Below are 24,958 nucleotides of genomic sequence, written 5' to 3'. Positions count from 1 at the left end.
TTTAATATATGCCAGAGAATACGTTTTTGATCTCTGGCATCTTTTTTTAACGGTACAGAAGGGTGGGTAGCCACATTGAAATAGCGGGAATGAAGGTTAATAAAAGTAGTACCGAAACGAGAGGGATTAAGAATGGTGCTGTAGCCATTACGCATCGCTCGAAGGGGGTTTCAGACACTTTTGCAAGAACATATAGCACCATACCTACTGGTGGAGTCAGTAATCCGAGCATTAAATTTAGAATCAAAATAATACCAAAATGGACTGGGTCGATGCCTATTTGTACTGCCACTGGCAAAAGTACGGGGACTAAAATAGTGATGGCTGCAATCGTCTCCATGAAACAACCAATTATTAATACCATGACGGTAATAATGAGCAGTATCATGACTTTATTTTCGGTGAAAGTAAGCAGCTGCTCTGCAAAAAAAGTGGCGAATTGGTTCGCTGTCAGAATCCACGCAAAAATCGTTGATGTTGCGACTATCATTAAGATTGAAGCGGTTGTTTCAATGGTTTCTTGCGACACTCGAATAAGGCTTTTAAAGGAAAGTGTGCGATAAACATACATTCCTAGGAACATGGAGTAAGCAACAGCCGCGACAGCTGCTTCAGTTGGTGTAAATATTCCGGTTGCTATCCCTCCTACGATAATCACAGGTGTCATTAGTGGAAGGCATGCACGTTTAAAAGTAGCCCATAATATACGTACACTAAAATGGTCATCTTTCGGATAGTTACGCACTTTTGCGAACCAAGACACCATAATCATCAGTGCAAAAGCCATCAGCAAACCAGGCACAAGACCAGCGGCAAAGAGTTGGCCGATGGAGGTGTCTGCCATCACACCATATATCACTAAAGGGAGAGATGGGGGGATAATCGGACCAATAGTGGAAGAGGCCGCCGTAATTCCAACGGAAAAATCCGTATCATACCCTGCATCTTTCATTGCCTTAATTTCTACGTTCCCAAGGCCTCCGGCATCAGCTACCGCTGCGCCAGACATGCCGGCAAAGATAACGCTGGCACCTACGTTTACATGACCTAATCCGCCGGGCATCCACCCAACTAAAGATCGGGCAAAGGCGAAAATACGATTGGTAATTCCCCCCGTATTCATTAAGTGCCCTGCCAGTATAAAGAAAGGAATGGCGATTAAGGTGAAACTATTAACGCCATTCACCATGTTATGCAATACCACAATACTGGGCATGCCTTCCATTATTATGAAGATTAAAGAAGCGACGCCGAGTGACACAGCAACAGGTACACCAATCATTAACAGCGCAAATAAAATAAGAAACATGAAAAGAATAGACATAAAAATCCTTAGTCTTCAATCAGGTACGATCTGATCATTAATATGACTAACCAATTCATCACTGCTTTGTCTACAGTGTTTTATCAGCCACAGTAAAGAGTGACAGGCCATCAAAATGAAGCAAACGCCAATAGTCCAATAGATATACGATTTTGGTACTGGTATTGAAACGAGTGTTTGATGAAGACGCATTGCTACTTGAAAAGACAAATGAGCACAATAAGCATAAAAAATCACACATGTAACATCAGCAAACATCACTAGGCCTTTTGTTAGTCCTGCCGGTAGGTAGCGATATATGAATTCTAAAAATATATGGCTACCTTTTCTAACGGCTGTAATTGACCCAATAAAGCCGACCATAATAAGTAAGTAACGAGCAATTTCTTCCGTCCAGCCGGGCGAATCATTTAACACATAACGAGTGAAAAATTGCCAAAAAACAACGATGATCAACATCCAGAAAAAGAGCATCACTGGTAAATCGGCTAGGTTAAATTTGAATGAATCCTCGACCTGATCTTCATCAATCAGATCGAGGGGAAGCGAGCTTTCTTTAGCTCGCTCTTGTATCTGTTGATTATCCATCAAGCAGCCCCTCTAGGTATTTATAGCGCTTCCAATTCAGCTAATTGTTCAGCAGTGAATCCATTATCTTGGGAGTTAAGCAAAGGTTGAATCGCATCGACAAATGGTTGCTTATTCACTTCCTGTACTATGACACCCTGGTCTTTGAACCAGCTGACAAGGTTTTGTTCTGACTCATTAATTGCCTCAGAAGCTTTACTCGCAGCTTGGTTGGTAATAGAGACAATTGTTTTGTAGTCATCGCTACTGACTTTGCTCTTTGTGTAACTCGAGATCATGGTGAAAACAGAGTTAGTCATGTGTCCGGTTAAATTTATATATTTTTGGACTTCATAAAACTTTTTAAATTTGATTGTTGGTAATGGGTTTTCCTGGCCATCAACAACGCCCATTTGAAGAGCTAGGTATACTTCTGAAAATGGGATTGGTGTTGGATTTGCCCCAACTGCTTGTGGAAACATCAAATAAAGGGGAGCATTTGGTACTCGAATTTTCATTCCTTCCATATCTTGAGGTTTAGTGATTGGAAAGTTGGATGTGACATGGCGAGCTCCATAATAGGTAAAACCGGCTACATCCTGACCTGTTTGTTTCTCATATTCGGAGGTAATATTTTTATATAAGCTGCTGTCACGATAATGCTTCCAGTGGTCGAAATCGCGTATTGCAAATGGGAAAGAGGATATACGCATAGGAGGGTATGTCTGACCAGCAAAAATGTCACCAGTATAAATAATATCAACCGCCCCAAAATCTAATGCTTCACTAAGCTCAGCTTCTTTGCCCAGAGATGAAGCTGGATAGGCGTTAATTTTTACTCTTCCTTCAGTCTGTTTCTCTATTTCATCGGCAGCCCATAATAGTGCTTCGTGGTAGGCTGATCCGGTTTCATAGACGTGAGCCCATTTTAGCGTCGTTGCTGCATTTGCTGAACCAGCAAAACCAAGGCCAACGGCAATGGTTGAAGCCGCTACTAAGAAAGTACGGCGAGTTAATTTATTTAAAAAAGTAGCTTGGCTAGTTTCGTTTATTTTACGACTGATTTTCATCATGATTTTACCTATTTTATTTTTATAAAAAATCAAAGGGTTTACTTAGGTGTAGACAAGTAACGTTTCCTAAGTCGTTTCGTGGTTTCCGCTTAAGCAGAAACCAAGCATTAAATTTTTTTATAAAGAAACACCTCGTTTCCATGGAATAAAGTCATCTTGACCAAGCCGCTTTGCTTTTGTTGCATAAGCACCTGATACGGTTTCAAGGCACAACTCAAATAAGTCATTACTTAATACGTCTAAGGTATTCTCACCCGTCACGATTGGACCAGCATCAAAATCAATAATATCTGGCATACGCTCGGCGATGGTTGAGTTGCTAGAAATTTTGAGCACTGGAACAATAGGGTTACCTGTTGGTGTGCCAAGTCCTGTTGAAAATAAAATAAGGTTTGCTCCCGATGCGACTAATGCCGTCGTGGATTCGACATCATTTCCAGGAGTACACAGCAAATTTAATCCCGGTTGAGTTACGACTTCAGTGTAATCAAGTACATCCGAAACTGGCGCGGCTCCACCTTTCAATGCCGCCCCAGCGGATTTCATTGCATCGGTTATTAAGCCATCACGAATATTTCCCGGAGAGGGGTTCATATCAAAAGAAGCGCCAGCCGCAAGAGCATGAGCTTCATAAGCTTTCATTAATCCAGAAAAGCGGCTTTTCAATTCGGGGTGGGTACAACGATCTAACATATTCTGTTCTACGCCACATAGCTCAGGAAACTCGCCTAATATCGATGCGCCACCAAGTGCCACCGCTTTGTCAACGACACGACCAATAAGTGGGTTAGCGGATAAACCAGAAAAACCATCGGAACCACCGCATTCAACACCAATTTTAAGAGCCGACAGAGGTACCGCTTCTCGTTGATATTGATTCGCTTTGACTAGCCCTTCAAACGTGCCTTTTATAGCCGCATCCATCATAGTGCGCTCTTTTCCATAAGCCTGTTGCTCAAACCATAAAACAGGTGTATCACCGTTTGGCTCAAGTCTGGATAATTCCTCTTGTAACAAAGACATTTGCGCGTTTTGGCAACCAAGACTAAAGACCGTTGCTCCAGCCACATTTGGATGATGAATATAACCCGCTAAGAGTTTGCAAAAAGACAACGCATCTTCTCGGGTTCCGCCACAACCAGCAGAATGAGTCAAAAACTTCACCCCATCAAGGTTTGGAAAAACACGTTCCTGAGGTAATGAAACCAAATCCTCAGACATTGATGAAGCGTCCGGTTGATTCGTCAAATGCCCTTTTACCAAATTCCGAGCAAGGTCGATATAATGGGTTTCATTACTGTAACCAAGCGCATCTTGCAAAGCCGTTTTCATTTGCTCAACATTACGGTTTTGGCAAAACACTAAGGGGACTACAAGCCAGTAATTTGCGGTTCCTACTTGACCGTTTTCGCGTCGGATTCCTTGGAAGCTTGCCCCTTGCCACTTGGATACATCTGGCTTTTTCCATTCATAAGTTTGACCATCTTTGCCATATGTTTGACTACTATGGCGGGTGTTATCTGTTGTGATGGCTGTTCCTTGCTCAATGGTATTAATGGCTTTACCGACCGTGATGCCATACTGGATGAGCGTGTCTCCTTCAGCAAAATCAAGCGTGGCAAATTTGTGTTTGGCTTTAATATTTTCTTTTATAGGGTAATGAATGCCATCTAACTCGATGGTTTCACCTATTTGTAAGTTGTCGAGAGCCACAATCAAGTTATCATCCGGATGTATTTTTAATACTCGGCGCTTCATAAAAACGTCTCCTCAACGGATTGATGAAATCCATTGGCTGATAAACATGCTGCTAATTTAGGAAAGCTTTTAGCTGGTAAAACGTCTAAGCCTTTCTGATAAATAGGCAAAATACGGCGTTCAACTTTTGCTTGATGATTCTGGGCTATGTCGCTCAATTTATGTTGTAAGAATGGGTTCAAAAAGCGCTCTCTAACGCTTTTCACATAAGACTCTACGTCTTCTGACAAATTCGCCGCCAGTAAAATAGGGATCACTTCGTCTGCTAATACGGACTCTAATTCGGCACGTAATGCCTTGTGCTCCATAGCTTGTCTAACCGTCGTTACGTCACTAAGAGAGAGACCGTTAAGCTCGCCTTGCTTCCATAAATCAACTAAATATGTATGAGACAAGTTCAGTACACCAAGCTTTAGAAACTCGATGTCTTTTAGGCTATCCACTAACTTGATAGAAGTGTGTTGGCAAGGCAGTGTCAGGTTTCTCTGTTTTTCAATTGCCCATAATGCGTAGGGTTCTGCCACCGCACCAATGGGTTCAATGGCATCCGAAACAATACGATCCACTAAGGAGTTAGCCCAACAACAGGACTCTTGCAACCAAGATACAAACGGCTCTGATAGTTGCCATTTTTTGGCTAACCCAATAACCAAATCTTTTAACACATCGCCGTTATCCACAACCAACTCACAAGGCATGATAACCAGCCCTTGTTGGTTGAAGTCAAAGCGTGCTTTTAGTAAGACCAAAAGCTTTGCTGGAAAGCTTTTGGGGGCCGTATTCGAGTTGAGCAAATCTGTGTGATCGTCAGCATTTAGCTGAAATCCTTGGTCGGCAGTATTAGACACCACATGCGAAACGCGTTGGCAAAACAACGTTTTGATGGTTTGCCAATCCTCATCTGCTTGTAGTGCCATTTCAATGGAATTAATTTGATAAGTGCTATCAATGACATCACCATTTTGAATGCCTTGTACTTTTACCGGATAAGTCGAATGCGAATTAAAAGCCGCCATGCGGTGTTTACCCGCTGGGCTACTAGACGATTGCACAATGGCAATTTTGCTCGATGACAAGCCTTGTGTAATGGACTCGCCAACAAAAAAATCGACGTGAGCCTGTAAAAAGCGGCTAGTGCCAAACTGCATAATTAAATTTTGGTTCAGCAAATCATTCTGCATGGCTTACACCTCAACCAAGGCTTTAATAACACCCGTCTCACTCTTGCTCCATAGAGGCAATAAGGTAGGTAAATCCAGTAAAGAGCCACGGTGAGTAATCATAGAAGAGACCACTGCACGCCCTTCACGCAAACATTTAATAACGTGTTCAAAATCTTCTTTTGTCGCATTCCGGCTGCCCATTAACGTCATTTCGCGCTTATGAAATTCAGGGTCTGAAAATTGAATATCGGCTTTAACAACACTGACTAGAACCAAAGTGCCACCATGAGAAACCCAGCCGAAACAAGATTGCATGGCTTTAGGATTACCCGTTGCATCAAACACTGTCATCGGGAATTCATTATTCGTCAATGCCGCCAGTTTTTCTGTTGCAGCATCACCAGCTAATATCGTTTCATCTACTTTTAACGTATTTTTGCAATAATCCAGACGCTCTTGATTCATGTCCATCATGATCACACGGGCACCACGCTCTTTCGCAAATTGCGCGACACCCATACCAATAGGACCTGCACCAACAACCAAGACATCCGTATTGGCTTCTAATCGAGAGCGACGAACAGCATGAGCGCCAATCGCTAAGCACTCAACAACCGCCATGTGATCTAATGGCATGTCATTAGTTTCAACAACATAATCGACAGGAACTTGTAAGTATTCTGTCATCCCACCATCCACATGCACGCCAATGACTTGAATGTCTGTACAGCAGTTTGGTTTGTTATTTCGACAAGCAATGCATTTACCGCATGCCATGTAAGGCACAACATATACATTTTGCCCTGTAGCAAGATTCACGCCTTCACCTACTGAATCAACAGTACCTGACAGTTCATGACCTAATACTCGCGGGTATTCAAAATAAGGTTGCTGTCCGCCAAAAGCATGAATATCCGTACCGCAGATACCGATGTGTTTGATTTTAATAATAACGTGTCCAGGTTTATCTACAGGACGCGCAACGTCTTGTATTTCAATAACACCAGGCTGAGTACAGATTGCAGATTTCATAATTATCGACTTTCCAATAAAGAGAATTTTAAAAATTGACAAAAATACAAGCGATGTTTGGAGCCTAAAAAAAGCGCTTTAACGAGATAGGAGTGACAGTGGCTGAACCAAGTGAATTGGCAGAAAGTGTCAAAAGGAAAGATGGTTTTTTTGCAGAGTTCATAAGGTTACCTAACATGCTTTATTTTTATAGTTTGCCCAGAATAGGAATTTAAAATATAAAGTTCAACTGTTTTTTATTTATAAAATACATAAAATAAAAATCATTATTTGCTATTTTGCTGGAATTATGTAGTTTTTAGTTTATAAAAGACTTTATATTTGGAAGGTTAGAAAACTGAAAATATTTTGGATAAAGACTATCATTAGGGCGATTATGAAGAAGAAAAAAGGTTGGAATGCTTGTGAGTCGTAAAAATTTTGTATTTCAAAAACTAGTTAATACATTGTTAGAACACATCATCAAAAACTACAAAATAGACGATAACTTACCGTCTGATGTTGTATTAGCGAACCAATTTAGTGTGAGTCGGACAACGGTTCGTAAAGCCGTTGAGTACCTAGAAGAGCTCGACATTCTTGTTAAGTCTGGTGCAACTAAAACACTAATGGCTATGCCTAATTCGGAGCATTTTTTTGATGTTAGTAAGCAAAGCAAACCAAAAGAAAAGTTGGTCGAAGAGTATTTTCTAACCTTGATCCAGCATGGCAAGCTTAAGCCAGGAGACAAATTCTCAGAGCTTGAATTAGCTCGTCAATCAGAGACAAGTACCGTTGCGGTGAGAGAGTTTTTAATTCGTTTTTCTCGCTTTGGTTTGATTGAGAAAAACCCTCGCTCACAGTGGAAAATGAAAAAGTTTGATGAAGCTTTTGTCGATCAGCTTTATGAAATTCGCCATCTTTTTGAGATGCATTCCTTATCTAACTTTATTCAATTGCCCGAAGATAGTGAATACTGGCAACAACTTAATGATCTTTTTATTGAACATAAAAGTTTGTCTCTCAAAATGGATACTTGTTATGAAGATTTTCCTCGCTTAGATCAAAAGCTTCATGGGTTACTTCAACAGGCCCACCCAAATCAATTCGTCAATCAATTTTATGACATCATCAGTTTTGTTTTTCATTATCACTATCAATGGGATAGAAGTACTGAACGCGAACGAAATACGGTTGCAGTACAAGAGCACCTAGAAATTATCGGTAAGATGTTAATGAAAGATTATCGAGGAGCAGCAGCTGCCCTTGAGAGACACCTAAATACCGCCAAACAATCTTTGAAAGACACAGCAATGCTATAAGTTGTAAATACGCATGGCGTTGTTACCAAATACAGACTCTTTAGAGATATTGTTGTGGGTCAAATATAGATTCACGGTATCGACCCATTTTGTATAAGACGATGCTAAAAGACTGACTGGCCAGTCGCTTCCCCAGAGGACTCTTTGTTCCCCGAAGACGTCAAAAATGGTATCGATATAAGGAAATAAATCCTTCGCTTGCCAATCACTATTGGCTTCTGTAACGAGGCCAGAAAGTTTACAGCTGACGTTTGGTAAGTCTTGAAATTCTTTGAGATCTAAGCGCCACTGGTGTAATTCATTCTCTCTAATATTGGGTTTCGCTCCGTGATTGATCACAACCTTTAGGTTAGGGTGTTGGTCTACCAGCCGTTTCAAATTTTTTAAATGTTGAGGTTTAACGAGAGCATCGAACACAAGCTGACACTGACTTAGGCTATGTAATGTTCTAGCGACAGTGGGACTTAGCATCCAGTCCACATTTTCAATGTCTTGGATCATGGGACGAATCCCCACTAATTGTGGGTGTTTTGAACATTCAGCTATGCGTTTCGAGGCATTGTCATCATCGAAATTAACCCAACCAACGACGCCTTTGATGCAATCGTATTGCTCGCTAAGTTTTAACAAAAACCATGTTTCTGCTTCTGTGGGAGCGGCTTGTACCAGTACAGTGCCATCAATATTGTGCTTGTTTAGCAAGGGAAGTAAGTCTTCTGGCTCAAAGTCTTTATACAGTTCAGTCAGCTCTGGTGTTAACCAAGCATAATCGTTTCGCTCTAGCCGCCAAAAGTGTTGATGAGCATCAATTCGCATGATTTATAACTCCTTTTTTGACTATGATGTTTGCGTATGGGCGAATATCAGACGTTTGAATGATCACAAAGGCTTTTTTAGCTCGCTCGTAAAATTCGAAACGCTCAAGTCCTTTTGGCGAAGAGAGAAAGGGGTTTTTTTGCTTAATGATTTGAGTGAAATCCTCCACCGTCGGTGGAATGGTTTTAGGGTGGTCGACTATTTCCATCGTGATAAAAGGATTTTCCACAAAGGTATCTATGGGCAAGAGCGTTAATATGGCTGATAAGGCTTCAGAGCTGTCTACGCCAGCGAGTCTGATGCATTCTTGACCATGACTAGTGGCCGGAAAATTTGCATCGGTGATGAGTAATTCATCACCGTGTCCCATCGATCTCATCGCATAAAGCAGTTCTGGTGTAATGATATTAGGTACGTGGTAAAGCATGTTATTCCTCTTTGTTTTTATTATGGAAAGATGACTTTAAAAACTGGAGCTTCTTATACTTGGCTAATTATATTTTGAAATATTCAGCGTGAGATTCTTCCAGTGGTAGGATTCTGGGTATCAATTGTCCAATGTGATACTTCATTGCTTCTCTTGCTGCGTCTACATCTTGATTTTTGATTGCCGCAAGAATGGCTTGGTGTTCTTTTACGGCTTCGCCCGGCCTTCCTTCTTCAGGTAAAACCAACATGCGTGCTCTAACTAAATGCAGTGAAACGCTTTCAAGTACCTGCGAAACACCATTAAAACCAGTGAAGTTCATTAGTAACGTATGGAACTCTTCATCGGCTTGGTAAAACCCTACAAAGTCTTTGTCTTCTACCAATAACGCTTGCATTCGTACATTTCGTGTTAATGCCGCCAATTGTTCCTCACTGCGCTCGAGCGTTACTTTTTCGACGGCGGCGATTTCTAATGCTTGCCGTAAAAAACTTGCTTCACGTATTTCATCCATAGAAAAACACGACACTTTGGTTGCCGATTGTGGAATGACATCCACCAAACCTTCTGCAGAGAGACGCGCTAACGCTTCTGCAACCGGAGAGCGTGAAACGCCCAGCTGTTCACATATTGCGCCTTTTCGAATCACGGTTCCGGGCGGGTATTGCATAGAGAGGATGGCTTCTCGTAATGATTGATAAACCCGCTGAGACAGTGAGCCGCTCAAGTTTTGAATTTTATTAAGCGATGACTCTGTCATAGAAAACCTTTCCTTAATACTAACATGTTAGTTGACGGTTGAAATTGTTGGTGCTAGTTTTAATATACAACAACAATAATTAAATGTGAATTTAGAACAGGGGATTGCCCATGATCATTGGGTCAAAACAAACCATTCGTTTACACACTAACGATAACGTCGTTATCGCCTTAAGCGATCTTGCCCAAGGCAGTCAATTAAACGAATTCGATGTTACGCTACTTAGCTATGTTCCGAGGGGCCATAAGGTTGCCGTTAAGAACATCGCGCAAGGTGACAATGTTATTCGCTATGGTCAAATCATTGGTCAAGCGACTCAAGCCATTGCTCTTGGTGAGCATGTTCATGTTCAAAACATGGGGATGGGCGAGCATCTTCAAGACTATGCATTTTCTCAAAGCAGCCATTCATTATCTCCCATTTTAACACCTCGTACTTTTAACGGTTATCACCGTCAAAATGGCAAAGTCGGTACTCGTAACTATCTCGGTATTTTGACGTCGGTCAACTGTGCGGGCTCTGTCGCGCGTTTCATTGAAGAAGCGGCAAGCAAAACTAACTTCTTAAATAATTATCCGAATATAGACGGCATTGTGCCGATTGTGCATAGCACTGGCTGTGGCATGTCAGGTCAGGGCGAAGGCTATCAGACACTTCATCGCACGCTTACAGGTTATGCCAATAATCCAAACTTTGGCGGCATTTTGTTAGTTGGCCTTGGTTGTGAAGTATTACAAGTATCTAGTCTTGTTAATGGCCAAGAGCCTAGTGCGGTATTTCGTTATATGATCATTCAATCTGAAGGTGGGACTCGAAAGACGATCGAAAAGGGTCTGCAAGAACTGCACTTTTTAGCGCAAGCAGCCAATAACGCGACGCGTGAACCTGCCCCCGTTTCAGAAATTATGGTTGGTATGCAATGTGGTGGGTCGGATGGCTATTCTGGCATTACCGCCAATCCAGCCTTAGGTTACGCCTCCGATTTATTAGTGCGCCACGGAGGCACCACCATTCTTTCCGAAACCTCTGAAGTGTATGGCGCCGAGCATTTATTGACACGCCGAGCCGTGTCTAAAGACGTTGGGCAAAAACTGATTGAGCGCATCCTTTGGTGGGAAGATTACTGTGCTCGTAATGGTGGAGAAATGGACAATAACCCAAGCCCCGGCAATAAAAATGGTGGTTTAACAACCATTCTTGAAAAGTCCTTAGGAGCCGTGGCGAAAAGCGGCAGCGCGCCATTAACCGATGTTTATCTGTTTGGTGAATCAATCGATAAAAAAGGTTTCGTGTTTATGGATAGCCCTGGTTTCGACCCTTGCTCGGTCACCGGTCAGGTCGCATCGGGGGCGAATATGATTATTTTTACGACAGGACGAGGTTCAGTTTCAGGTTATAAGCCTACGCCTTGTATCAAGTTGGCGACGAACACTGAGATGTATCGCCGGCTCCAAGAAGATATGGATCTAAATTGTGGCGATATCGTCACCAGTGGTGTGTCTATAGAAGAGAAAGGTCAGGAGTTATTTGAACTGATTATTCGAATTGCTTCTGGAGAAGAAACAAAAAGTGAAGCGCTTGGGTTTGGTGGGGCAGAGTTTGTGCCTTGGCAAATTGGCGCTGTGATGTAGCTATTATCATCTAGTTAAATGGAGAAACGATTGTGAGACTTAAAGGCAAAACAATATTAATAACAGCCGCTGGTCAAGGTATGGGGCGTGCAAGTGCTGAAGCGTGTATGCGTGAAGGCGCTCATGTTATTGCGACTGATATCAATGAAAGTGCGCTACAAACTTTAAAAAAAGATTGTCCAAGTATCCAGACGCACCTATTGGATGTGATGGACGCTAAAGCCATTAAATCATTCGCTGAACAGATGCCGAACCTTGATGGTTTGTTTAACTGTGCTGGTTTTGTTCATCATGGCAGTGTATTAGACATCAGTGACGAAGACTGGGAGTTTAGCGTGAATTTGAACGTCACATCTATGATGCGTATGTGTCGGGCTTTTTTGCCGGGGATGATGGAACAAGCCAAAATCACAGGCTCTTCTTCTGTAGTGAATATGGCTTCTATGGCGTCATCTATTAAAGGTTTCCCAATGCGCACCGCGTATGGTGCAACTAAAGCCGCTGTTATCGGTTTATCAAAAGGTATTGCTGCAGATTTTGTTACGCAAGGTATACGTTGTAATTCGATTTGTCCAGGAACGGTTAATACGCCTTCTCTACAAGGCCGAATTTCTTCTGCTGCGGACCCTGTTCAAGCACAGAAAGATTTTATTGCTCGTCAGCCGATGGGGCGTCTTGCTGAGGTAGCAGATATTACCCCTCTCATTGTGTATTTATTGTCTGATGAAAGTGTATATGTGACGGGGCAGTCGTTACTCGTCGATGGTGGTGTGACTATTTAACTGGGTTACTTAGAGGAAAGCTCGAATCAACCTAGTATTTGTTACGGAGTGAGAATGATGCCGTTATTGGTTGAAATGATCGGAATTGAGAAACGATTCCCCGGCGTATATTCCCTTAGAGGTGTGGACTTTAATCTTGAAAAAGGTGAAGTGCATGCCCTAATGGGAGAGAACGGTGCTGGTAAATCTACTTTGATGAAAATACTGTCGGGCGTTTATCAAAAAGATGACGGCACAGTAAAAGTCAGTGACCAGCTCACTGACTTTGATGGTCCTAAAGCGGCGCAGAAGGCAGGAGTGGGCATTATTCATCAGGAACTGAGTTTGATGAATGATCTGACCGTGGCACAGAATGTTTTTATTGGTCGAGAGCCTCGTTCATCTTGGGGGGTGATTGATGAAAAACGCTTAAATAGCCAAGCCAGTGACATCTTTAAAAAGATGAACTTTGATATTGAACCGATGACAGAAATTGGCAGCCTAACGGTTGCCAAGCAGCAGATGGTCGAAATTGCCAAAGCGTTGTCATTTCAATCTCGTGTTCTCATTATGGATGAGCCGACGGCAGCCTTAAATGATGCCGAAATTGCAGAGCTGTTTGTCATAATTCGACGTCTTAAATCAGAAGGTGTCGGCATTATCTACATCAGTCACAAAATGGATGAAATCAAGCAAATTGCAGACCGAGTAACAGTGTTACGTGATGGTGAATACATAGGTACGGTAGAAGCGAAAGAAACGCCACTTTCTAAGATCATTTCCATGATGGTTGGGCGAGAAGTGAAAGACGAGGCCGTGTATATCCCTGATTTATCCACACAACCTGAACTGCTGGCGGTGAAAGGGCTGAATCGAGGTAAAGAGATTAAAGATGTGAACTTTTCTCTTAAGAAAGGGGAGATTTTAGGTTTCGCTGGCTTGATGGGAGCAGGAAGAACGGAAGTCGCTCGGGCTATTTTTGGCGCTGACCCAATTGATTCTGGTGAGGTTTGGGTGAATGGCAAACTGTGCCAGATTGAGTCTCCAAGTGATGCGGTCGCGGCTGGTATTGGTTATTTGTCGGAAGACCGAAAGCATTTTGGTTTGGCCCTAGGCATGGATGTCAGAGCCAATATTGCTATGGCGACTTTAAACCGTTTTACGCGTTATTTAGGAGCATTAAACGAAGCTGAAATGAGCAGCATTGCGAATGACTATATTAAGCAGCTAGGAATAAGAACGCCTTCAGATACTCAAGAAGTTGGCTTTTTATCTGGCGGTAATCAGCAGAAAGTGGTCATTGCCAAATGGCTATTAAAAGACTGCGATATTTTGATATTTGATGAGCCGACGCGTGGCATTGATGTGGGGGCCAAGTCAGAGATTTATAAACTACTTGAGTCTCTAGCGAAGCAAGGCAAAGCCATTATTGTCATTTCTTCGGAGCTACCGGAAGTTATGCGTTTAAGTCATCGAATTGCCGTTATGTGCCAAGGAAAGCTCACAGGAATATTACCCGGCGGAAAAGAAACAACACAAGAACAAATCATGGCATTAGCCACTCAGTAAAGGCTAGCAGGAGAAAAAAATAATGATAACCGAAAGCCAAAAAACGCCACCAAGTTTAGTTAGCAAATTGATAAAAATGACGGCGCATCAACGAGTGCTCGCGTTTGCGAGTTTAATCGTGTTGTTGATTGTATTTTCTATCGCCTCCCCAAATTTTATGCAGACGTCTAATATGCTAGCCATTCTGCAGGCTACCTCTGTTAATGGCGTTCTAGCCGTTGCAGCAACCCTAGTTATTATTTCCGGCGGCATTGATTTGTCGGTAGGGACTCTGATGACATTCACTGCAGTGATTGCTGGGGTTTTGTTGACCAATATGAATTTACCGCTGCCAATTGGTGTGCTGGGTGCGATTTTAGCAGGGGCATTCTGTGGGTTTTGTTCTGGATCTTTTGTCGCCAAGATGAAGATACCTCCTTTCATCGCAACGTTAGGTATGATGCTGATTTTAAAAGGTTTATCTCTGGTTGTAAGTGGTGCTCGTCCGATTTACTTCAATAATACAGAAGGCTTTGATGAGATCTCGCGGGGCTCTTTGATTGGCGAAGTGCTGCCTTTTCTGCCTATTCCAAATGGCGTATTGATTCTCTTCATTGTTGCAGGTGTAGCGAGTTATGTATTGAGCACAACTATTTTGGGACGTTATTGTTTTGGAATTGGCTCAAATGAAGAGGCCGTGCGTTTGTCTGGTGTGAACACTGATCGTTGGAAAATTGCTATTTACGCCGTCGCTGGTGGCATTTGTGGCATTGCCGGTATCTTGATTTCTTCTCGTTTGAACTCAGCTCAACCTGCGCTTGGTCTTGGTTATGAATTAGAAGCTATCGCCGCTGTGGTGATCGGCGGTACGTCTCTATCAGGTGGACGCGGCACGATTATTGGTACGTTAATCGGTGCCTTAATTATGGCGGTATTAACGAACGGATTACGAGTTCTGTCGGTTGCACAAGAATGGCAGACCGTCGTAACAGGCATCATTATTATTTTGGCTGTTTATGCCGACATGATGCGCCGTCAAAAATCAAAATAATGCAAAGTAACCATTGTTAGAAAAAACGGTGGCATATCGCCACCACAAGAAAGTGAACCTCGAAAATAACAACATTAACGGAGGAACGGACATGTTGTCACGTCGCAAACTAGTAGGTCTTATCAGTGCTGTCACTATTATGGCAACGTCATCTCTTGTGAAAGCAGATGATCAGCTATACATCCCATTAATCTCAAAAGGTTTTCAGCATCAGTTTTGGCAAGCTGTGAAGCAAGGTGCTGATCACGCTGCAGAAGAATTTAACGTTCGAGTTACATTTGAAGGGCCGGATACGGAAGCGCAAGTGGATCGACAGATCGACATGTTAGCGGCTGCCTTAGCGAATAAACCTGATGCTATTGGTTTTGCCGCTCTAGACAGCCAAGCGGCCATTCCGTTGCTACGCAAAGCGCAAAAAGCCGGTATCCCTGTTGTAGCGTTTGATAGCGGTGTTGAAAGTGATATTCCAGTTACAACGGCAACGACTGATAACTTAGCCGCGTCGGCTCTTGCCGCAGATAAAATGGCTGAGTTAATAGGTAATAAAGGCCAAGTTGCAGTTGTGGCACACAGTCAAACCGGTACGACAGGTATTGATCGCCGTGATGGTTTTCTAAAACGCATGAAATATGCTCACCCTAATATTGATGTGGTAACGGTTCAATACGGCGATGGCGATCAATTGAAATCGACAGAAGTTGCCCGCGCAATTTTGACTTCTTATCCGAATTTAGTCGGCATGTTTGGGACTAATGAGGGATCAGCCGTCGGCGTCGTAAATGCCGCTCGTGAATCTAAAGCAACAGACTTGGTTATTATCGGGTTTGACTCTGGCACGGCTCAGATGAATGCGATTCGCAGTGGGTTGATGGCGGGTGCTATTACGCAGAACCCAATCGGAATTGGTTATGAAACGGTGAAAGCAGCGGTTCAAACTATTAAGGGTGAAACCGTGCCAAAAGTAATCGACACCGGTTTCTACTATTACACAGCTAAGAACATTGACGATCCAAAAATCGCCGCTGTTCTATATAAATAACAACCCTAAGCTATGGTGAAGTATCTACTCACCATAGCTTTTTATACATAGGAGAAAGCAATGAAATTAGTTCGCTTCGGAGCATTAGGGAAAGAAAAGCCAGGTTTACTTGATGATAGTGGCCGAGTTCGTGATTTGTCGTCGATCATTCCTGATTTGTCTGATGAGCATTTGAGTTTAGCCACCATGGCCAAATTGAATGAACTAGATATGAACAGTTTGCCGTTGGTCAATGGCGTACCACAAGAAGATTTACGCCTTGGTGCCTGTGTGGCAAATGTGGGTAAGTTTGTTTGTATTGGCTTGAATTACGCCGATCACGCGGCTGAATCCGGAATGCCGGTCCCAGCAGAGCCAGTTATCTTTAATAAATGGACGTCTGCGATTGTTGGTCCAAACGATGATGTAAAGATTCCTAAAGGCTCTGAAAAAACAGATTGGGAAGTCGAACTAGGCATCGTTATTGGTGAAGGTGGTAGTGATATATCTGAAGCCGATGCGATGCAGCATGTTGCTGGTTTTTGCGTGATCAATGATGTTTCCGAACGAGCTTTTCAACTTGAGGGAACAGGCACTTGGGATAAAGGTAAAGGTTGTGACACCTTTGGACCTACTGGCCCTTGGTTAGTAACTCCTGATGAAGTGGGTGATTTCAATGATCTTGGTATTTGGTTAGAAGTTGATGGTAAGCGTTATCAGAATGGTTCGACATCAACCATGGTGTTTAAAGTGCCTCACTTGATCGCTTATTGCAGTCGCTATATGAGCCTGCAACCGGGCGATATTATTTCAACGGGCACTCCGCCAGGTGTTGGTTTAGGTTTCAATCCGCCAATCTATCTAAAAGGTGGCGAAGAAATGAAGCTGGGTATTGATAAGCTAGGTGTGCAATGCCAGAAAGTCGTTAAGGCTTAGGCTAAATATCACCAATATTCATATGGTTACTCAACTCCTTGCGATTCTTTAGGTGCAAGGAGTTGTGAATAAGTGAGTAGGCAATGAAAACAAGAATAATAAACCGCAGTGGTTCCTCAATGTCAGAAATAGGGTTTGGTTGTGCTGGCGCGGGTAACTTGTATCGCCCTGTTTCTTATGAAGATTTTAGCGCAGCAGCGTGTAAAGCAAGTGAATTAGGCATTGAATATTTTGATACGGCTCCTCACTATGGTGCAGGCCTTTCAGAGCGTCGTTTGGGAATAGCTTTAGGTGATATACCTCATCAACAGATGTTCGTTTCCACCAAAGTTGGAAGATTACTGCATCCCGATCATTCTGTTGAGCAAAAAGATGCAGAGGGTTTTGTCAGCGCGAGTCCTTTTGATCGCGAGTATAATTATACTTACGATGGTATTATGAGTTCTTTTGAGGACTCCCTTCAGCGTCTTGGCGTGAGTCATATTGATATGTTGTTGATGCATGATATTGGCGAGCTGACTCACAAAGAGCAACACCCCATGTATTTTCAACAGGCTATTAATGGCGGCTTTAAAGCTATGATGGAATTACGCGAGCAAGGTTTGGTAAGCAATATTGGTTTAGGGGTAAATGAGTGGCAAATATGTGATCAAGCCATGAATCATGCACAGTTTGATTGTTTTATGGTGGCCAATTGTTTTACCTTATTAAACAATAATATTACGCATACTTTTACCGATAAATGTAGCGATAATAATGTCTCTCTTATAGCCGCTGCGCCATTTAATTCTGGCATTCTAGCCAAAGGTTCTAAAAATTTAGGTCATTACTTATATGATGAAGCACCGAAACACATTGTTGATAAAGTCATCGCCATAGAATCCATATGCGAACAATTTAATGTTTCGTTACAAGCTGCTGCAATTCAATACGCATTGCGATATGACTGTGTGAAATCGGTTTTAATTGGCATGACCAATGAAAGTCGGGTTAAGCAAAATATCGTTTGGTATGAAGAGCCGATCCCAGAAGCATTTTGGCAAGCCTTGGCCCCCGTTATTTACTCTTCCTAACGTCCTAAATCCGGTTTTAGGACGCTTTACTCGCAATTTCCTTCCATAGTGATTTTTTAAAGCATTTTGAAGAGGAATTACATCATGAGAGGATTTGCGAGTTTCATTCTATTAGTGGCCTGCTGGGCGTCGAATGCGTCCGCGTATTCGGTGGGTTTTGATCAGGTTCAGTTGTACACAGACAGCGATCGACCGTTAAAAGTGAGTGTTTGGTACCCGTCTAAAGACGTATTTCCGACAGAGAACATTGCCGAGAATAGGGCATTTGTTGGCACCAATGTGGTACGAATTGGAACGCCATTGACGGGGATGTTTCCTCTGGTGGTGATCTCTCATGGTTATCGTGGTAATTGGCGCAATCAGAATTGGCTGGCAACGAAATTAGCACAAGATGGTTATGTCGTGGCGTCGCTTGATCATCCAGGGACTACGTCTTTTGATTATTCCTCACAAGCGGCCGCTCAGTGGTGGCAACGCGCCAGAGACTTATCGCGTCTTCTAGATTGGTTGTTAAACGAATCTTATCTTTTACCAAATATTGATGTTGGTAATATAACGGCTATTGGCCATTCCTTGGGTGGCTGGACTGTGATGTTGCTAGCAGGCGCGCAATTTGATCGTGACCAGCTAAAGCAAGAATGTGTTCTTAATAATAATCCTCGAGTGTGTGGTTTGATGACTGAACTTGGTTTGGATCAACCACAAATAGGCGAGCCGACTGGCAGTTTAAAAGATGAGCGAATCAAGCGAGTTGCGTCGTTAGATTTAGGTTTGGCGAGAAGCTTTTCTAGACATAGTCTGCAAACCTTGACGGTGCCGACGTTAATTCTCGCGGCAGGTGTAGACATTGGCGATTTACCACAAGCGGAAGAGTCTGGCTTTCTCGCACAGTATCTACCAAAAAATACCTATGAATACATAGTGTACCCAGACGCAGCGCACTTTAGCTTTATGAAGCTTTGTAAACCGGGCGCTATTGAAATGATAGAAGAGGAAAATCCAGGTGATGGCATTGTCTGCCAAGACGGTAATTGGCGTACTAGGGATGAACTTCACCAAGCAATGTATCGAGACATCATTCAGTTCATTCAAAAATCGTAACATTATTGAACTGAGAGTATTGTAGAAAAGGGCGTTGCAAGAAGCCCTTTTCTACAATGATGCGTTGTTTCCTAACGATAGACTGGCACGGTACCTGAGGCTGTCTGTCTATCACCTGCTTCTCTGAGTTTCTTACCGAGTTCCTTGATGCGATCCTCTCCTATTTTTAAGGCTTCTGCAGAAGTATGTACAGAGTAATTGCCTAGGTGCAATTGGTACGGATGAGGTACTGCAGACCCCAAAACAAATACAGCGTCTTCATTGCTTGTAGATTGTATTTCTAATGCAGCATCGCCGTTTTCAAACAGTACCATTTCGCCTTTAGATACACTGCCATTAACATTTAGAGATCCGTTAGCCAATGCTAACCAAGCAAGGCTGTGGTCTTGTGGTGGAGTGTAAGTCCAGCGTTCGCCTGGTTTTAGTGTAACGAGAAGATAATTGGTTCCTTCTGGGGCTGGAACAGGGCTGTCGATACCGTCATAACGCCCAACGATGAGATAAGCTGGTCCTACTTGAGGCATGTCGTTGGCTTCGATATAGCGGTTCTCTGGCCGACCGTTTTCAACCTCAGGAGGCAAAGCTAGCCAGAGTTGGAAGCCTTGCATACCAGATGTACTTTTTGGTGTCATTTCTTGTCCATGCCAAACACCGTTTCCTGCCCGCATCCATTCAACACCGCCATAAGTAAGTTCGCCGGTGCCGGCTTCTGGATCATCGAAACGGACGGTACCCTTGGTAAATACGGTTACCGTTGCGACACCGGAGTGAGGATGAATTGGCATCCCTTTACCAGACTGCATAGCTTGCACCATATGTTTATCAGCATTAAAAATATCTAAAAATACAAAAGGTTTAAGGTGCTGTCCCAAATCAGAAGGACTCATTAAGCGGTTGATAAAACTGCCTCCATGGCCAAATGTTCGATGGATTATCTTGCGAGGTACTGCATTAACGGTAGGTTCAACAATGTTATTTTTTGATGCGTTTTCTAAACTAGTATGCATTTTTGGGCCTCTCATTTGTGTGTCGCTATGGATACATAGTCGAAAAAATGGGTTTATTAAAAGTGATAGGTAAACATAGCGTTTCGCACTATGCTTCGATAGACTGTATTTTGTCTACTTGGTGTTGCTTAAAAAGGAACGCGACAGTGAATATTGAGGATTTACACACTTTTATTGAAGTCGCTGATACTGGTGGTGTTGCTTCTGGTGCTCGTCGACTAGGTTTGTCAAAGTCCATTGTGAGTCGACGTCTTGCTAAACTAGAAGAAGAATTGGGTGCGCAATTTTTCTCTCGAACCACACGAGGTTCTGTCCTCACAGAAGCCGGATCGATTTTCCGTGAGCATGCTGTCCGTGTTATTGCTGAGTTAGATGCCGCGCAAGAAGCGATATCTACTGAGAACGCACTGATGGGACGATTACGTATTGCTGCACCGCTTTCATTTGATAATGCTCAACTCGCCACTGTGTTTGCGGAATTGGCAAAACGTTATCCACTATTAGAATTAGATATTTCTTACAGTGATCGCTTTGTTGATTTAGTGGAAGAGGGTTTTGACTGTGCCGTTCGTCTCGGTATTTTGCCCGATTCTAGCCTTATTGCTCGACGTATTTATTCCTTCAAAGCAAATTTTGTCGCTAGCGCCGACTATCTTAAAGTGCATGGTGTGCCAAAAACATTAGATGATTTGGCACACCATCAGGCCGTCATCAGAAAGGGCGAAGTATGGCGTATTTTCGATGGAGACAAGGTCACTAACGTTCGGCCAAGAGGACGCTTTACTTCGGACAGTACCGAAGCGGTTTTAGCGGCAGTTCTTGCTGGAATTGGCATCACTGGGCTACCGGATTTCTTGATTAATAAACACCTCGACAGTGGCAAGTTGGTCCCTATTCTGACCAACTATCAAATACCCGAATTAGGCATGTATGTCGTTCGTCCACCAAGTAGTTTTCCCAATCGAAAAGTAAGAGCACTCATCGAAATTCTCATTGAGTATTTTGGCGATTAGCGCGTCGAAAGGCACTGGGTGTCTGTTGTGTCACACGAGAAAACTCTCGATGGAAATTGGACTTAGTTTGGAAACCAGAATCCAAATAGATTTGGGTGATGGTTTTATCGGTTGATAGTAGCAGTATTTTGGCGCGCTCAATACGATATTCATTTACTACTTGCGAGATATTACGACCGTAAGTTTGGTTGATGGCGGCGGATATTTGACGCGCTGGGATGCAAGTTTTTCGAGCGAGTCTATCGAGTGTTAAATCTGGATCGAGAAACACTTCTTTGGTGCTCAGCAGTACGTCTATTTTGTGTGCTATGTCTTTCACTTCATCGTCTGTTAATGGATGCTGTGGCTTGTCTTTTGATTCATCTACTGGCGTTGTTTTTTCATTTTGATCGGGTGATTCGTTAACGCTGGGTGCGATACTTAGGCTCATCATAATGACGCTGATAGCCAGAACAGGTAGTAATACCGCATGACCAATAGACAGGATTATCAGCGCATGTTCACCCGCAAAAAAGGAAAAATCGACTGCCAAAGCGCCATCAATAACGGCAGACATTAATAACATGACTCCAGCGTCACGTTCGGCTTTTAAAGCATTGTCGATATCTGATAAACGTACTTGTTCAGGAAGGTTTGACGTTTTAGCAGACGATCGAATCAGTGCGATACCGTAACCCACATAAAGCAGCGTTAACATTGGGTCTAACGGTGGCCGCCAAAATGGATAGGTAAAAGACGCCAAGGTAACAAAAATAGGCGGTAAAACGTGCCAGATCTTAAGTTTGTAGCGTCGGTGAGCATTCGAAAAACAGTACCAAGCGGTAACGGGAATACACGATGCCAAGATGGGTTGAATCAAACGAAATAGCGAATAATCAAAGGTCCAACGTAATCCTACCACGGTTGTTGTAAGGGCACACAAGGCGATAAAAACAAACGCTGATTGCGTCGTTTCTGTTTGGCGAATAAACAGCAGAGCAGCCAAAATGCCTAGCAACAGGGCAACCACAAAAGGTAAGGGAATAGCGATCATTTTGTCTCCATCTTTTATCACTCAGATCTTTATTATGTCCTAGATCCTTATCAAGAACGTCCTCAAACCTGATTTAGGACGCGAATTTTTTCTTCGCAACGTACTTTTAAGCCTTCAATGTCCCCCGGAATTAGTCAAAGGAGAAAAGTATGAGCTGGTATTTTGATGCGTGGAAGCGTTATGCACAATTTTCAGGACGAGCATCGCTAGAAGCATTTTGGATGTTTTTTTTGGTGAATTGTTTGATCTCGGTTGTGTTTGTTGTATTGGAAATAGTCTTTCAATCGACATGGAAAATAGAGGCCCTTTATAGCTTGTTAGTTTTTTTACCCATGCTGTCTTTGACTGTACGTCGGTTGCACGACACCAACCGTTCCTCTTGGTGGTTGCTGGTGGTTTTGGTTCCGGCCATAGGCATGGTTATTTTACTTGTGTTGTTGGCTTTACCGAGTGAACCAGATAATCATTTTGATGATTATCCACAAAACAACGCGATGCTATAAGCAGGAGCCAAACATGAAAAATGTTAATAACTTACCCCACTTATCCACCATGTTATGCTCAATTTTGCTACTGTTTTTGGTTTCTGCGTGCAGCCGTGAAACAACAAACGCGGATCAAAATAGCATGGCATTTTCAGATAATATAAAAGCCGTGGTCTACATCGAGTCGCCGAAAGTCGGTACCTTATTGCAGCTGCGAGGTATCGCGGGAAAAGGTGTGTTGATTGCCAAAAAAGACAATCGACAAGAAGAGCAAACAACTTGCGTTTCTTCACCGATTCGATTCGCTGCGGGTGATTTCAATGGTGACAGCATTGGGATTCAGTCTGTAGAGCCTATTCGATTGCTTATCTACTCCGACAAGGTCACAGAAAAATTGATCGGCGGCGATGAAGTTGTCAGTGAACATTATGTTATTACTGATCAAAGCAAGCCCCAACTTGGCGACATCAAAATTGAATCGGGTTTAACGCTCAGCTACGGTTTTGTACTGAATCCTGGTGAGTGGTCTTGGGCGTCGGTATTTGGCTTGGATCATGATGAAGTGGGTTGTGGGTTGTTAAAAAGGTTAGCGTTATAACAGGCGAATTTAAGTGTTTTACTACTTTAGAGGCTTAGACGGCAACAAGGTTTGTGTTGTGTGTCATGAAGTTGAATGAAAATATATTTTTTCAATTATTCAACATGGCTAGGAAAGCATGGTTTATACCTTGAAGACTTATATGTTTCACCGTCGGAACGAGGCAGTGGCGCTGGCAAAGCATTATTAAAGCATTTGGCAGGAATCGCCATAGCGAATGACTGCGGTAGGTTTGAATGGAATGTTTTGGATTGGAATAAACCCGCCATCGCCTTCTATGAATCATTAGGCGCAAAGCCGAAAAGTGAATAGCTGGGGTATCAACTAACGGGTGAACATCTCACTGCGCTGGCCGCTTCTTAAATTACGTGGAAGCCAAAATACCACATGACTTACTGTTTCAGTTATTCTTAAAAGATACAAAGATTGATAATCCTTGTTTCTCTTACCGCTGAGTTAGAAGCTCGGGTGAAAGCAGAGGTTGAAAGTGGGTTATATAACAATGCTAGTGAGGTTATCCGTGAAGCATTAAGGTTTATGGATACGCATGATGAGTGGGTGAAGGAGTTAAAACTCGCCAAACTGCGAGATCATCTTCAAGTCGGTGCCGATCAAATCGCGCGTGGCGAAAGCCAAGTCATTAATTCTGAGTCAGAGCTGGATGCCTTGTTCACCAAAATTAAAGGACAAGCTGAGTGGTAAAGGGATTAAGGTGTTTTTTGTATGGCAAATAGTTGGAATATTCCGTCTTGGCTTGAATATGAAATTCGAGCAAGAGACAAGGTCTGTGTATATTGTGGTGTGGAATTTACGAGCGCAAAAGTATCTAAGAAAACATGTGCGAGTTGGGAGCACATCATTAATGATGCCCGTATTATTAGTAAAGACAATATTGCATTGTGTTGTTGCGGTTGTAACTCAAGCAAAGGTCAGAAAAAACTGTCGGATTGGTTGCAGACAAAATATTGCGTAACCAAGTCGATCACTCCTCAAACTGTTGCTCCAATTATTAAGCAGGCAATTCAGAATGGTCAATAACATATAAGAAACCGTATCGTCTAGCGTGTCTCGAATTGTTCTCTTAAGGGTTGTAATGATACGCCAATCTTATTTCATAACAGCTTAATTGTGTCCTTGATTTGTCTGTGCCAAAATTAATCAATATTCGAATAAGAGGTTTCCCTCATGAATCATCAAAGCATTGAAGATGAAGCACTTCATCTTTCAAGAGAGAAGCGAGCCTTGCTAATTCAACGATTAGTTTTGAGCTTGGAATCTCCATCAGAAAAAGAGCTCAAGTCTGATTGGTTGCTTGAGGCTAAACGTAGGGCTGAAGAGCTTGATAATGGTGCTGTGCAAACAGTGTCAGGTGATGATGTGATGAAGAAGGCTCGAGTTCTGATCAAATGAATGATTCTTTTCACCCAACAGATTAACGCTTTCTTCAAAAAACACAGTCAACGCATCATGAGGTGTTCTCTT

General features: G+C 42.7%; 26 protein-coding genes and 1 pseudogene. 16 read left to right on the top strand and 11 right to left on the bottom strand.

Features of this window, described 5'->3' with window-relative positions; translation table 11 throughout:
* Positions 1-46 precede the first annotated feature (46 nt).
* The 6 genes from ACHUFM_RS14135 to ACHUFM_RS14110 form a co-directional block, all read right to left on the bottom strand.
* Positions 47-1,324, bottom strand: a complete 1,278-nt coding sequence (locus ACHUFM_RS14135) for a TRAP transporter large permease (RefSeq protein WP_394182935.1) — start codon at positions 1,322-1,324, stop codon at positions 47-49.
* A gap of 15 nt (positions 1,325-1,339) precedes the next feature.
* Complete coding sequence (locus ACHUFM_RS14130) at positions 1,340-1,912, bottom strand: TRAP transporter small permease (protein ID WP_394182933.1); 573 nt, start codon at positions 1,910-1,912, stop codon at positions 1,340-1,342.
* A gap of 20 nt (positions 1,913-1,932) precedes the next feature.
* On the bottom strand, positions 1,933-2,964 hold the full coding sequence (locus ACHUFM_RS14125) for a sialic acid TRAP transporter substrate-binding protein SiaP (RefSeq protein ID WP_394182931.1): 1,032 nt from the start codon (positions 2,962-2,964) through the stop codon (positions 1,933-1,935).
* Between the two features lie 117 nt (positions 2,965-3,081).
* Positions 3,082-4,722, bottom strand: coding sequence for a UxaA family hydrolase (locus ACHUFM_RS14120; protein WP_394182929.1), 1,641 nt, complete (start codon positions 4,720-4,722; stop codon positions 3,082-3,084).
* Positions 4,719-5,903 (bottom strand): mannitol dehydrogenase family protein, encoded by a 1,185-nt coding sequence (locus tag ACHUFM_RS14115; protein WP_394182928.1) that lies wholly within the window; start codon positions 5,901-5,903, stop codon positions 4,719-4,721. The genes ACHUFM_RS14120 and ACHUFM_RS14115 overlap by 4 nt, the downstream gene beginning before the upstream one ends.
* Before the next feature lie 3 nt (positions 5,904-5,906).
* On the bottom strand, positions 5,907-6,917 hold the full coding sequence (locus tag ACHUFM_RS14110; RefSeq protein ID WP_394182926.1) for a zinc-binding alcohol dehydrogenase family protein: 1,011 nt from the start codon (positions 6,915-6,917) through the stop codon (positions 5,907-5,909).
* Positions 6,918-7,321: 404 nt separating this feature from the next.
* Between ACHUFM_RS14110 and ACHUFM_RS14105 the strand changes: the two genes are divergently transcribed.
* Positions 7,322-8,218: a GntR family transcriptional regulator gene (locus ACHUFM_RS14105; protein ID WP_394182924.1), complete on the top strand. Its 897-nt coding sequence runs from the start codon at positions 7,322-7,324 to the stop codon at positions 8,216-8,218.
* Here the strand turns inward: ACHUFM_RS14105 and ACHUFM_RS14100 are convergent.
* The 3 genes from ACHUFM_RS14100 to ACHUFM_RS14090 form a co-directional block, all read right to left on the bottom strand.
* Entirely contained in the window at positions 8,213-9,034 is an 822-nt protein-coding gene (locus ACHUFM_RS14100) for an amidohydrolase family protein (RefSeq protein ID WP_394182923.1), read from the bottom strand. The two genes, ACHUFM_RS14105 and ACHUFM_RS14100, sit on opposite strands and share 6 nt — an antisense overlap.
* Positions 9,024-9,461: an RbsD/FucU family protein gene (locus ACHUFM_RS14095; RefSeq protein ID WP_394182921.1), complete on the bottom strand. Its 438-nt coding sequence runs from the start codon at positions 9,459-9,461 to the stop codon at positions 9,024-9,026. Before ACHUFM_RS14095 ends, ACHUFM_RS14100 begins: the two co-directional genes overlap by 11 nt.
* Before the next feature lie 67 nt (positions 9,462-9,528).
* Positions 9,529-10,221 (bottom strand): GntR family transcriptional regulator, encoded by a 693-nt coding sequence (locus ACHUFM_RS14090; protein WP_394182920.1) that lies wholly within the window; start codon positions 10,219-10,221, stop codon positions 9,529-9,531.
* A 110-nt stretch (positions 10,222-10,331) separates the two neighbouring features.
* On the opposite strand from ACHUFM_RS14090, the gene ACHUFM_RS14085 reads away from it, so the two are divergent.
* The 8 genes from ACHUFM_RS14085 (at position 10,332) to ACHUFM_RS14050 (ending at position 19,340) form a co-directional block, all read left to right on the top strand.
* On the top strand, positions 10,332-11,852 hold the full coding sequence (locus tag ACHUFM_RS14085) for a UxaA family hydrolase (protein WP_394182918.1): 1,521 nt from the start codon (positions 10,332-10,334) through the stop codon (positions 11,850-11,852).
* A 32-nt stretch (positions 11,853-11,884) separates the two neighbouring features.
* Positions 11,885-12,634: an SDR family oxidoreductase gene (locus tag ACHUFM_RS14080; protein ID WP_113916075.1), complete on the top strand. Its 750-nt coding sequence runs from the start codon at positions 11,885-11,887 to the stop codon at positions 12,632-12,634.
* A 54-nt stretch (positions 12,635-12,688) separates the two neighbouring features.
* Positions 12,689-14,182 (top strand): sugar ABC transporter ATP-binding protein, encoded by a 1,494-nt coding sequence (locus tag ACHUFM_RS14075; RefSeq protein ID WP_394182916.1) that lies wholly within the window; start codon positions 12,689-12,691, stop codon positions 14,180-14,182.
* A 22-nt stretch (positions 14,183-14,204) separates the two neighbouring features.
* Positions 14,205-15,212 carry an ABC transporter permease gene (locus tag ACHUFM_RS14070; protein ID WP_394182914.1) on the top strand — a complete coding sequence of 336 codons (1,008 nt, stop codon included), beginning with the start codon at positions 14,205-14,207 and terminating at the stop codon, positions 15,210-15,212.
* A 91-nt stretch (positions 15,213-15,303) separates the two neighbouring features.
* Positions 15,304-16,251, top strand: a complete 948-nt coding sequence (locus ACHUFM_RS14065) for an ABC transporter substrate-binding protein (RefSeq protein ID WP_394182912.1) — start codon at positions 15,304-15,306, stop codon at positions 16,249-16,251.
* A gap of 60 nt (positions 16,252-16,311) precedes the next feature.
* Positions 16,312-17,166, top strand: coding sequence for a fumarylacetoacetate hydrolase family protein (locus ACHUFM_RS14060; protein ID WP_394182910.1), 855 nt, complete (start codon positions 16,312-16,314; stop codon positions 17,164-17,166).
* 119 nt (positions 17,167-17,285) lie between these two features.
* Entirely contained in the window at positions 17,286-18,239 is a 954-nt protein-coding gene (locus ACHUFM_RS14055; protein ID WP_394182908.1) for an aldo/keto reductase, read from the top strand.
* Positions 18,240-18,323: 84 nt separating this feature from the next.
* A complete protein-coding gene (locus ACHUFM_RS14050) occupies positions 18,324-19,340 on the top strand; it encodes an alpha/beta hydrolase family protein (RefSeq protein WP_394182906.1) in 1,017 nt (338 codons plus the stop codon).
* 71 nt (positions 19,341-19,411) lie between these two features.
* On the opposite strand, the gene ACHUFM_RS14045 is transcribed toward ACHUFM_RS14050, so the two are convergent.
* Positions 19,412-20,227, bottom strand: coding sequence for a pirin family protein (locus ACHUFM_RS14045; RefSeq protein WP_394182905.1), 816 nt, complete (start codon positions 20,225-20,227; stop codon positions 19,412-19,414).
* A 266-nt stretch (positions 20,228-20,493) separates the two neighbouring features.
* On the opposite strand from ACHUFM_RS14045, the gene ACHUFM_RS14040 reads away from it, so the two are divergent.
* Positions 20,494-21,360 carry a LysR family transcriptional regulator gene (locus ACHUFM_RS14040; RefSeq protein WP_394182903.1) on the top strand — a complete coding sequence of 289 codons (867 nt, stop codon included), beginning with the start codon at positions 20,494-20,496 and terminating at the stop codon, positions 21,358-21,360.
* On the opposite strand, the gene ACHUFM_RS14035 is transcribed toward ACHUFM_RS14040, so the two are convergent.
* A complete protein-coding gene (locus tag ACHUFM_RS14035) occupies positions 21,338-22,393 on the bottom strand; it encodes a helix-turn-helix domain-containing protein (RefSeq protein WP_394182901.1) in 1,056 nt (351 codons plus the stop codon). The genes ACHUFM_RS14040 and ACHUFM_RS14035 overlap by 23 nt on opposite strands.
* Before the next feature lie 149 nt (positions 22,394-22,542).
* Between ACHUFM_RS14035 and ACHUFM_RS14030 the strand changes: the two genes are divergently transcribed.
* From ACHUFM_RS14030 to ACHUFM_RS14005, 6 genes and pseudogenes are all read left to right on the top strand, one after another.
* Positions 22,543-22,896, top strand: coding sequence for a DUF805 domain-containing protein (locus ACHUFM_RS14030; protein ID WP_394182899.1), 354 nt, complete (start codon positions 22,543-22,545; stop codon positions 22,894-22,896).
* Between the two features lie 13 nt (positions 22,897-22,909).
* The gene (locus ACHUFM_RS14025; RefSeq protein ID WP_394182897.1) at positions 22,910-23,476 is read left to right on the top strand and encodes a hypothetical protein; all 567 of its coding nucleotides are present in this window, start codon (positions 22,910-22,912) and stop codon (positions 23,474-23,476) included.
* 81 nt (positions 23,477-23,557) lie between these two features.
* Positions 23,558-23,788 (top strand): annotated as a pseudogene (locus tag ACHUFM_RS14020) (GNAT family N-acetyltransferase); the annotation flags it as partial.
* 114 nt (positions 23,789-23,902) lie between these two features.
* Entirely contained in the window at positions 23,903-24,178 is a 276-nt protein-coding gene (locus tag ACHUFM_RS14015; protein WP_394182895.1) for a type II toxin-antitoxin system ParD family antitoxin, read from the top strand.
* 21 nt (positions 24,179-24,199) lie between these two features.
* The gene (locus ACHUFM_RS14010; RefSeq protein WP_394182893.1) at positions 24,200-24,514 is read left to right on the top strand and encodes a hypothetical protein; all 315 of its coding nucleotides are present in this window, start codon (positions 24,200-24,202) and stop codon (positions 24,512-24,514) included.
* A gap of 147 nt (positions 24,515-24,661) precedes the next feature.
* Positions 24,662-24,886 (top strand): addiction module protein, encoded by a 225-nt coding sequence (locus ACHUFM_RS14005; RefSeq protein WP_394182891.1) that lies wholly within the window; start codon positions 24,662-24,664, stop codon positions 24,884-24,886.
* The last annotated feature ends 72 nt before the right edge of the window (positions 24,887-24,958 follow it).

The organism is Marinomonas posidonica, assembly GCF_043643765.1.
In the GTDB taxonomy this organism is placed as follows: Bacteria; Pseudomonadota; Gammaproteobacteria; order Pseudomonadales; family Marinomonadaceae; genus Marinomonas; species Marinomonas posidonica_A.
Note: the sequence above shows the minus strand (reverse complement) of the source record. Positions and strands in the feature narration are given on the sequence as shown.

Bases quoted from the DNA above. Each gene is read 5' to 3' on its own strand.
- ACHUFM_RS14060 (WP_394182910.1), top strand. From the start codon at position 16,312: ATGAAATTAGTTCGCTTCGGAGCATTAGGGAAAGAAAAGCCAGGTTTA.
- ACHUFM_RS14045 (WP_394182905.1), bottom strand. From the start codon at position 20,227: ATGAGTCCTTCTGATTTGGGACAGCACCTTAAACCTTTTGTATTTTTA.
- ACHUFM_RS14135 (WP_394182935.1), bottom strand. From the start codon at position 1,324: ATGTCTATTCTTTTCATGTTTCTTATTTTATTTGCGCTGTTAATGATT.
- ACHUFM_RS14065 (WP_394182912.1), top strand. From the start codon at position 15,304: ATGTTGTCACGTCGCAAACTAGTAGGTCTTATCAGTGCTGTCACTATT.
- ACHUFM_RS14050 (WP_394182906.1), top strand. From the start codon at position 18,324: ATGAGAGGATTTGCGAGTTTCATTCTATTAGTGGCCTGCTGGGCGTCG.
- ACHUFM_RS14025 (WP_394182897.1), top strand. From the start codon at position 22,910: ATGAAAAATGTTAATAACTTACCCCACTTATCCACCATGTTATGCTCA.
- ACHUFM_RS14035 (WP_394182901.1), bottom strand. From the start codon at position 22,393: ATGATCGCTATTCCCTTACCTTTTGTGGTTGCCCTGTTGCTAGGCATT.
- ACHUFM_RS14075 (WP_394182916.1), top strand. From the start codon at position 12,689: ATGATGCCGTTATTGGTTGAAATGATCGGAATTGAGAAACGATTCCCC.
- ACHUFM_RS14095 (WP_394182921.1), bottom strand. From the start codon at position 9,461: ATGCTTTACCACGTACCTAATATCATTACACCAGAACTGCTTTATGCG.
- ACHUFM_RS14110 (WP_394182926.1), bottom strand. From the start codon at position 6,917: ATGAAATCTGCAATCTGTACTCAGCCTGGTGTTATTGAAATACAAGAC.
- ACHUFM_RS14125 (WP_394182931.1), bottom strand. From the start codon at position 2,964: ATGATGAAAATCAGTCGTAAAATAAACGAAACTAGCCAAGCTACTTTT.
- ACHUFM_RS14010 (WP_394182893.1), top strand. From the start codon at position 24,200: ATGGCAAATAGTTGGAATATTCCGTCTTGGCTTGAATATGAAATTCGA.
- ACHUFM_RS14085 (WP_394182918.1), top strand. From the start codon at position 10,332: ATGATCATTGGGTCAAAACAAACCATTCGTTTACACACTAACGATAAC.
- ACHUFM_RS14055 (WP_394182908.1), top strand. From the start codon at position 17,286: ATGTCAGAAATAGGGTTTGGTTGTGCTGGCGCGGGTAACTTGTATCGC.
- ACHUFM_RS14115 (WP_394182928.1), bottom strand. From the start codon at position 5,903: ATGCAGAATGATTTGCTGAACCAAAATTTAATTATGCAGTTTGGCACT.
- ACHUFM_RS14030 (WP_394182899.1), top strand. From the start codon at position 22,543: ATGAGCTGGTATTTTGATGCGTGGAAGCGTTATGCACAATTTTCAGGA.
- ACHUFM_RS14090 (WP_394182920.1), bottom strand. From the start codon at position 10,221: ATGACAGAGTCATCGCTTAATAAAATTCAAAACTTGAGCGGCTCACTG.
- ACHUFM_RS14130 (WP_394182933.1), bottom strand. From the start codon at position 1,912: ATGGATAATCAACAGATACAAGAGCGAGCTAAAGAAAGCTCGCTTCCC.
- ACHUFM_RS14070 (WP_394182914.1), top strand. From the start codon at position 14,205: ATGATAACCGAAAGCCAAAAAACGCCACCAAGTTTAGTTAGCAAATTG.
- ACHUFM_RS14005 (WP_394182891.1), top strand. From the start codon at position 24,662: ATGAATCATCAAAGCATTGAAGATGAAGCACTTCATCTTTCAAGAGAG.
- ACHUFM_RS14100 (WP_394182923.1), bottom strand. From the start codon at position 9,034: ATGCGAATTGATGCTCATCAACACTTTTGGCGGCTAGAGCGAAACGAT.
- ACHUFM_RS14120 (WP_394182929.1), bottom strand. From the start codon at position 4,722: ATGAAGCGCCGAGTATTAAAAATACATCCGGATGATAACTTGATTGTG.